This is a genomic window from uncultured Caldilinea sp., assembly GCF_937128415.1.
Classification (GTDB): Bacteria; Chloroflexota; Anaerolineae; order Caldilineales; family Caldilineaceae; genus Caldilinea.
Window position 1 is genome coordinate 1 of sequence record NZ_CAKZMJ010000080.1, and the last position, 8,161, is coordinate 8,161.

7 protein-coding genes and 1 pseudogene are annotated in these 8,161 nt (G+C 60.8%); 5 read left to right on the forward strand and 3 right to left on the reverse strand.

The genetic code is table 11. The features are described from left to right. The first annotated feature begins 463 nt into the window (after positions 1 to 463). Genes glmU through Q0367_RS14970 form a run of 5 tightly spaced genes read left to right on the forward strand, consistent with a single transcriptional unit; the run spans position 464 to position 5,840 of the window. On the forward strand, positions 464 to 1,846 hold the full coding sequence (gene glmU, locus Q0367_RS14950) for a bifunctional UDP-N-acetylglucosamine diphosphorylase/glucosamine-1-phosphate N-acetyltransferase GlmU (protein ID WP_297639334.1): 1,383 nt from the start codon (positions 464 to 466) through the stop codon (positions 1,844 to 1,846). A gap of 3 nt (positions 1,847 to 1,849) precedes the next feature. Beyond that, entirely contained in the window at positions 1,850 to 3,190 is a 1,341-nt protein-coding gene (locus Q0367_RS14955) for a hemolysin family protein (protein WP_298983198.1), read from the forward strand. Further along, positions 3,187 to 3,576: a cytidine deaminase gene (gene cdd, locus Q0367_RS14960; RefSeq protein WP_298983200.1), complete on the forward strand. Its 390-nt coding sequence runs from the start codon at positions 3,187 to 3,189 to the stop codon at positions 3,574 to 3,576. Before Q0367_RS14955 ends, cdd begins: the two co-directional genes overlap by 4 nt. Before the next feature lie 7 nt (positions 3,577 to 3,583). After that, positions 3,584 to 5,296, forward strand: a complete 1,713-nt coding sequence (locus tag Q0367_RS14965) for an ATP-binding protein (protein WP_298983202.1) — start codon at positions 3,584 to 3,586, stop codon at positions 5,294 to 5,296. Continuing rightward, positions 5,289 to 5,840 carry a fused DSP-PTPase phosphatase/NAD kinase-like protein gene (locus tag Q0367_RS14970; RefSeq protein WP_298983204.1) on the forward strand — a complete coding sequence of 184 codons (552 nt, stop codon included), beginning with the start codon at positions 5,289 to 5,291 and terminating at the stop codon, positions 5,838 to 5,840. Before Q0367_RS14965 ends, Q0367_RS14970 begins: the two co-directional genes overlap by 8 nt. On the opposite strand, the gene Q0367_RS14975 is transcribed toward Q0367_RS14970, so the two are convergent. The 3 genes and pseudogenes from Q0367_RS14975 to Q0367_RS14985 form a co-directional block, all read right to left on the reverse strand. Then, positions 5,813 to 6,289, reverse strand: coding sequence for a barstar family protein (locus Q0367_RS14975; protein ID WP_298983206.1), 477 nt, complete (start codon positions 6,287 to 6,289; stop codon positions 5,813 to 5,815). The genes Q0367_RS14970 and Q0367_RS14975 overlap by 28 nt on opposite strands. Then, on the reverse strand, positions 6,286 to 6,900 hold the full coding sequence (locus Q0367_RS14980; protein WP_298983208.1) for a ribonuclease domain-containing protein: 615 nt from the start codon (positions 6,898 to 6,900) through the stop codon (positions 6,286 to 6,288). The genes Q0367_RS14975 and Q0367_RS14980 overlap by 4 nt, the downstream gene beginning before the upstream one ends. Beyond that, a pseudogene (locus tag Q0367_RS14985) lies at positions 6,897 to 8,161 on the reverse strand (hypothetical protein); the annotation flags it as partial. The gene Q0367_RS14980 and the pseudogene Q0367_RS14985, both read right to left, overlap by 4 nt.

The following is an 8,161-nucleotide window of genomic DNA, read 5'->3' on the forward strand; positions in this document are numbered from 1 at the left end:
CCCGCCAGCGCCCATGGTAGTGCAGGCCTCGGCCTGTGTGAGAGTAGGCCATCGCCAACATACTCTGTTGATGTTTTGATACGCACCGCCACTGCGCCTCTCGGCACGCCTCTTTCAAGGCGAACTTCTAAACGTCCCCTGTTAAAGAACAGGGATGCATCCCCAGCTTTTTCCACGTTGTTCAACATGCTTATTTCATGATATAATGGCGAATGTAAATGAAATGTTCATTGAATTAGCAATCTGATGGATGACGAACCGCCGCCTATTTCGCCATACTCGCATCTCCATCTGCTGAAAATACAGACGAAGTTTGCGTTTCCGTCTGGATTATATACTTCATACAGGCTCTTCAAGGTCTCTATCGAAAAATTCGATGAGGCCTTTACGTGTTTAGTCCATAGTTGGGTTTTTAAAACTTTCTATACCGTTGTTCTACAGCCCACATCGTGCAAATAGAGCTATGAAAATCACCGCAGTTCTTCTCGCCGCCGGATACGGCACGCGCATGAAATCAGAATATCCCAAGGTGATGCACCCCTTGATGGGGCGGCCAATGGTCGATTGGGCGATGCGCGCCGTTGAGTCGCTTGTGGACGCTCCGCCGATCGTTGTCGTCGGACATGGACAGGAGTTGGTTCGCTCCTATCTGCGAGATCGCGCCGTCTACGCTGAACAGCAAGAACTGCTAGGAACGGGTCACGCCGTTTTGCAAGCCTTGCCGTCTGTGGCGCAGGACGCCGACGCCGTAATCGTCACCTACGCCGACATGCCGTTGCTTACGCAAGCAACCTTGCGTCGTCTTCTAGATTTGTACCGGACGCATGCATCCAGTCCGACGCTGGCGATCGCCATGCTGACGGTCAAGCGTGAAAATCCCCAGGGATTTGGTCGCATTGTACGGCGCAGCGACGGAAGCGTTGCAGCTATTGTGGAAGAAACAGATTGCACGCCCGAACAGCTGGCAATTCAGGAACTGAACCCCGGCGTCTATTGTTTTCACGCCGCCTGGCTGCGCCAGAACCTTCCATACATTCCCAGAAGCGCAAAGGGGGAGTATTATTTGACCGATCTGGTGTCCATGGCGGCGAGTCAGGGACGACAGATTGTGACGTTGGAAGCGCCGCTCGAGGATGTCTATGGCGTAAATAACCGCGTCCATCTTGCTGAAGCGGAGGCGATTTTACGGCGCCGTATTTTGGAGCGCCATATGCTAGAAGGTGTAACCGTTGTCGATCCGCTCTCGACCTATATTGAAGACACCGTGCAGATCGGCGCCGATACGACCATCTGGCCCGGTTGTCTTCTGCAGGGCGCCACGGTGATCGGTCGCCATTGCACGATCGGGCCGTATAGCCAGATTATCGACACTCAGATCGCCGACCACTGTCGCGTCGTCTATTCCGTACTGGAGCAGGCCCGCATGGACCAAGGGTCGGAGATCGGACCTTTTAGCCATCTGCGCAAGGGCGCCCATCTGGGAGAGAACGTGCACATGGGCAATTTCGGCGAAGTGAAGGATAGCTACCTTGGGCCCGGCGTCAAGATGGGGCATTTCAGCTATATCGGCAATGCAGAGGTCGGCGCCAACGTCAACATCGGCGCAGGCACGATCACATGCAATTATGATGGCGTTCACAAATCGAAAACAATTATCGGTGATCATGCCTTTATCGGCAGCGACACCATGCTCGTGGCTCCGGTGGTAGTGGGAGAGTTTGCCCGCACCGGCGCCGGCTCCGTCGTCACGCGGGACATCCCGGCGCACGCTACGGCCTATGGCGTGCCGGCGCGAGTGCACAAGGTGGAAGACAGGACGCCTCCACAGGGGGGGGCGGAGGAGTAAATTGTGGAATCAGACCTAGTTGCATGGATAGTTCTGGCGGCGGCTCTCTTCTTCATCGGCCTGGCCGCCGCCGCCGAGATTGCGCTGTCCGCCGTCAACCGCAGTGAGGTGCGCAAACGCAGCGAGGCCGGCGACGCCCGCGCAGCGATGCTCAGCGAGCAGTTGGCCGACACCGCCCGCTTTTGGCTCACCATTATGCTGCTCAAGAGCCTCGGCCTCGTGGCCGCAGGGTTGGCGGCTGGATATATGCTGCTGACGCGCTTCCCGCTGTCCGGCATGTTGATCGGGATTCTAGGCACCTGGTTGACGCTGGCGGTCACCCAGATCGTGGTGCGTTCCCTGGTTCTGCGCAACCCCGATGCCGTCGCCTTCGCGCTGGCGCCGTTTTTGCGTCCGGTGATGCAGGTGCTTTCCCCTGTCACTTTCTTGCTCTATCGCGCCGGGTTGCGTTTGAGCGGCGAGGACGAAGAGGAGCCAGACGAGTCGATCTTCCTCTCTGAGGACGGCCTGCGCCTGCTGATGCAGGTCAACGAAGAAGAGTCCGAAATCCAGGAGAGCGAAAAGCAAATGATCGCCAGCATCCTGGAAATGGACGAGACGGTGGCGCGTGAAGTGATGGTGCCGCGCATCGACATGGTGACGCTCGATGTGAACACACCGTTGCGCGAGGCGCTCGATACAATTATCGAGGCCGGGCACAGCCGCATCCCGGTTCATGAGGACACCATCGACGCCATCGTCGGAGTGCTGTATGCGAAAGATTTGCTCAAGTGCTTCCGCGATCAGCGCATGGATGTGCAGATTCGCGAGCTATTGCGACCGCCATACTTTATTCCCGCCAGTAAAAAAGTGACTGCTCTCCTGCGCGAAATGCAACAGCAGCGCGTCCACCTGGCGATCGTCATCGACGAGTACGGCGGCGTGGCGGGACTGGTGACCATCGAGGATATTCTGGAAGAAATTGTCGGCGACATTCAGGACGAATATGATGTGGCGGAAGAGGCCTATCTTCAGCCCGCCGGCGAAAACACATACATCGTCAATTCGCGTCTCGATCTGGACACGCTGTCGGATGTGTTAGGCATCGATCTGGAGGAAGAAGAAGCCGACACGGTGGGCGGCCTGATCTACAGTCGTCTGGGTCATGTGCCGGAGCAGGGGGAAGCGCTCGAGCTGGAAGGCTGGCGATTCATTGTGCTTTCGGTGGATGGCCGACGGATCAATCAGGTGCGCATAGAGCGAATTCCCCCAGCGTTGCAGGAAAGCGACGAAGTGGAAGAGACCAAATCCGTGCATAGTCAAAATTCGTGGCTCAAACCTTCGGGAATGGCAAACCAATCATGAGTCCAATCGAATTGATCCAGGCGGCAAAGGAGGCTCGTACGCGCGCCTACGCTCCGTACAGCAACTATGCCGTCGGCGCCGCCGTCTTGACCGAGGACGGCGAGGTGTTTCTGGGCTGCAACGTCGAGAATGCGGCCTATCCTTCCACGATCTGCGCCGAACGCGTCGCCCTGACTGCGGCGATCGCCCAGGGCAAACGTCGCTTTGCCGCCATGGCCGTCGTCACGCGCAACGGCGGCTCACCCTGCGGGGCTTGCCGGCAGGTGATGATCGAGTTGGGCCCAGACATGGTCGTTTACATCGCCGATGAAACCGGCGCCTATCGCACGACGACGGTGCGCGCCCTGTTGCCCGATGGTTTCGACAACGCCAGCTTGCTGGCGTAACTGACAGATGTCCGCCAACGTTCCCACCCTGCTGACCGCTTATCAGCTCCGCCAACTGGAGTTCCTGCTGCGGATCTCTCGCGCGATGACGTCGCGGTTGGACCTGCCCAGCCTGCTGGAGTTGATCTTGCGCAGCGCCGCTCAGATGGTCGGCGCGCCGGCCGGGATGATCCTGCTGCAATCCGAACACACGTTGTTCGACCCGGCGCTTTCGGCGACGCCGCGCTTTCAGGTGCGCGCTCTGTACGCCATCCCCACCGAAGCGCTGCCCTATTTCGAGCCGTTGTTGGATACCACGGCGATGCGGCTGGTGCAGGAGGCCGTCGCCAACACAGCGATGGGGGAGCCGCTTGCGATCGATCTGTCGAGTCGGGTGCATCAGGTGGAAGCCGACCTTGGCATCACGCTCGGCCAGGTCATTGTGCTGCCGCTGCTCTTTGAAGAGGACCTGCTCGGCGTCATCTATCTGTTCCGCGGGAATTACGCATTTTCTCAGCTAGACTGGCAATTTCTGCAAGGGTTCGCCGATCAGGCGGCGATTGCGGTGCGCAATGCCCGCCTCTATACACTGCTCAATGCCGAACGCAGCCGCTTGATCACCATTCTGAACAACAGCGCCGACGGCATTATGATCCTGACCCGCGATCGCATCGTCGTAGCGATCAACCAGACCCTAGCGACCATGGTGGGCGTGTCGCCTGAAGACGCCATCGGACGCCCTTGCAGCGCGGTGTTGCCGCTGGTGGTCACGAGTGGGGTCGATTTCTGCGGCGATGAAAACTACACCGGCCATTTCCCCGACCCGCACCTGCGCTGCGAAGGCGAGTTGATTCGCCCCGGCGACAAACGGCTGGTGCTGTCGGTGACCTTCACCCCGCTCTATACAGAAAATGGCCGGCTGATCAATATCATCGTCAACGTCCACGACATCACCCGCTTCCGTGAGGAAGAAGAGATGAAGTCCATCTTCACTTCAATCATCAGCCACGAGCTCAAGACCCCGGTTGCCTTGATCAAAGGCTACGCGCAGACGTTGGCGCGCGAAGACGCACATTGGGACGCAGAGACTGCCCGAGCCGGCTTGCAGATTATCGAGGAAGAGGCGGATCGCCTGGAGGCGCTGATCAACAATTTGCTCGACGTCAGCCGTATTCAGGCCAAGGGCTTGAAACTTGAACTGGGCGACGTTGCGCTCGACGCGCTGTTGCGAAAGGTCGCCGACGCCTATCGCACGCAGACCAGTCATCATCGCATCGAAGTGATGTTCGACGAACCGTTGCCGTATGTGTGGGGAGATGAAGAACGACTGCGCCAGGTGTTCACGAACCTGCTCAATAACGCAATCAAGTATTCACCTCAGGGCGGCGTCATTCGCATCGGTGGATGGGTGCAGCGCGTCGGGACGGATGGGCGCGCCGAAGGCATGGATGGACGCCCCCCCATCGAGCCGCCGGAGTCGCTGCCGAAGGGGACTTACGTGATCGTCTATGTCGCCGACCAGGGCATCGGCATCCCCCCTTCAGAGTTGCCGAAAATTTTCGACCGTTTCTATCGCGTGGACAGCTCTCTGCGCCGCTCGACGGCGGGCGCCGGTCTTGGACTCTATCTCGCCAAAGCGATCGTCGAAGCGCACGGCGGCCGCATTTGGGCGACGAGCGAGCCGGGCAAAGGCGCCACGTTCTTTGTGGCGTTGCCTCTGGATGTGGAACAACATGAATGACGCCCAACCGCTGCACATCGATTTGCCCGGCGCTTATCGGGTGGCGCCCGGTCTGTTGGCCGGCCCCTATCCATGCGCCGTCGATCTGCCGACGGCGCGACGCCGCGTGGCCGCATTGCTGGATATCGGTGTAGACGTCATCGTAGACCTGACCGAGCCCGGCGAATACGACCTTCGCCCTTACCGGCCGTTGCTGCTCGAACAAGCTGCCCTGCGAGGCTGCAAGGTGGAGCACTGGAACTCGCCGATTCCCGACATGGGCACGCCTTCAGTCGCGCAGATGCAAGCCATCCTTGCTCATATTGACGCTGCATTGCAGGCGGGGCGAACCGTCTACGTGCATTGCTTCGGCGGCGTCGGGCGCACAGGGGTGGTGATCGGTTGTTATCTCGTGCAACAGGGCATGAGCGGCGACGAGGCGCTGGCGACGATCGCTCGACTGCGCAAGGAACTGCCCAACGCCCATCGCGCCTCGCCGGAGACCTGGACGCAATGCGAGATGGTGCGCAGATGGTCTCAACAGAGGTCGTTTTTCGAGGACTGAGCCTTGATGACGTGCAGCGCAGCGTCTACGCCGCTGCACCCATGCGTATGGCGCAGGAGCACAAAAAATTTCACATCTTGCAGCGCCCAGTTTGTGCAGGCATCCTGTAGGATGCTTCTTGCTGTGCGCCACTCCGCCGGGTGAGCGCACGCAAACCACCAGACGTGCTCATACAGCAGCACGTAGCCGGGCGCAGGCGACCAGGCCAGGTCGTTGATGCATTCCTCAAACGCGTCCCAGTTCTCGCCGAAATAGTCGGGAAACGCCATCGCCTCCGCCGCCGCGCACAGAAAGCCCATCTTGTCGCGCGCACGGCGCCCGTCCAGATGAAAAAAACGCCAGCCAAGCGCATCCACCGCCTGCGCCAGAGTGCGCACAGAAAGCGACGTCGGCCAGCGATAAAGCCCTGGGGCTGTGGAGAGAAGCAGGGATGCGATGGAGTCGCTCATGGTTTCCAGATTCGACGAAAGCTGGCGTAATGGTCGTCGGTGTAATATAGCTCGCCGCCTGCGCCGGCGACGATGCGGCGCGCCCCGCGCGTGCTGGCGCCCGGCGTGATCACCGTGTACTCGCGATAATAGCCGGCGGGTTTCAGGGGCAGCCGGCGCTCCCGATTTTGGAAGATGGTTCCATCCTGACGAAACGGGAAAGGCCCGCCGCGTTCGATCAACGCCAGCGTGTCGAGCGCCTCAGGCGGAAGCTCATCGAGTGTGATGACGGGGAGACCGTCGATGCGTTCGGGGGGGCCGCGCGTCGGCGTTGCGGTGGACGCACCCGTCGGTGGGCTTTCCGCCGAAGCTTCTGCGGATGTTGTGGCGTTTGTCGGCGTCTTCAGGGCGTCCGCCGATGCAGGAACGGCGACCTGCTCCTGGGGCGACGAAGCAGGCGGCGAGGAATGCGCCGTCGCTGCATCTGCGTCTGTCGCGACGATCGCCAGAGGCGGCGGTTCGCTTGGCGGCGTTGAGGCCGGGCGTTCGGACCATCGCCACCAGACGATGACCAGCGCCGCCGCGATAACAAACGCGAGCAGCCCGCCGAAGCCTCTGGACATTCGCTTCATGGCGCGCTCCTTTCACAAATTTCCGCCGCAGCGATTTCCACTGGGCTTAACTCCGGCTCAATGCCCGCAGGGTTGCCGGCTTCATCGATCCACGTCAAGGGGTTGAGCGTTTCTGCATCGTAGACGAGCAGGCGCAGCGCGTACCGTCCAGGCGCAAGGTCGTCGGGTGCAGCGAGCAAGTAAACGCCCAACGGCCGATCCTCCATCGACCAGTGGGCGGGCGCCAGGTGACGGTCGTTGAGCAGCCGTTCGTCGGCCTGCGCTAGCCGATTGTCCGCTGCGTCGTACAGAGCGACGCGCGCCTTGAGCGGTCGATCGACTGCGCCGCCCGGTGCGCGCCGCCAACGCAACACCACCGGCAGCGGCTCGCCCGGGCACAATGGCGTCGAGGGCAGCGACGCTTCGACAGTTTGCACGGCGCGCTCGAACTGCAAGGTCAGAGGCTGCATTTGCGGCGCCAGCTCAAAATGCGTGGGGGGCGTCAGCTCCCACCAATCGACGGCGTAGCCATGAAACCACTGTTCGCCGGCGCGGCGCCCGTATTTATCGAGCAAAAAGGGCACCGACCGTCGGGGGTCGGTGTCGCTTTCGAACCATTGCACCCAGAAGACGCGCCGCGCCTGGCCCGCCCACTCCGTCAAGCGCCGGTCGATGGTGTTGATGTCGACGAACAGATAGCGGGCGGGCGCAGCTGCTGAGGCAGGCAAAGTCTCCTCGGCGTCGATGGCGTAGGGCTGATAGTAAAAGCCGAACGGATATTTCTGATCGACAAAGATGACGTCCTCCGGCGTGGTTGTCTCGCGCAGCCATTGCGTCAGCGCGGCGACGTGCTCCCGGTCGAAACGGGCGTCGTACAGATCGGCGTGCGCGCCGTGCGCCAGGCCGACGGCGAGCGCCAGCGCAAGCAGCGCAGGCGCAGATCGTCGCCAGCGCACAAACGTCATCAGTCCGACTGCGATCAGCGTATAGAGCGCCGGCGTCACAAAGCTGGCGTAGCGCACGTGAAAGGCGCTGCGATCGAGCACAGCGAGGTAGTAGAGCGCCAGGCCGCCCATCAGCCAGATGAGCGTGAACAGCAAAGCGAAGACGTGACTGCCCGGCGCAGACGCGCGCCCCCTCGCGCTCGCCGGTTTGATTCCACGCAAGACCAGCCCCAGCGCAGCGATGAAGAGAACGCCCCACAACCAGAGATCGGCGAATCCCATGAGCAGCCCGGGATCATAGGCGTAGCCGCCCAAATAGGCCTGCCAGTTCTGGCGCA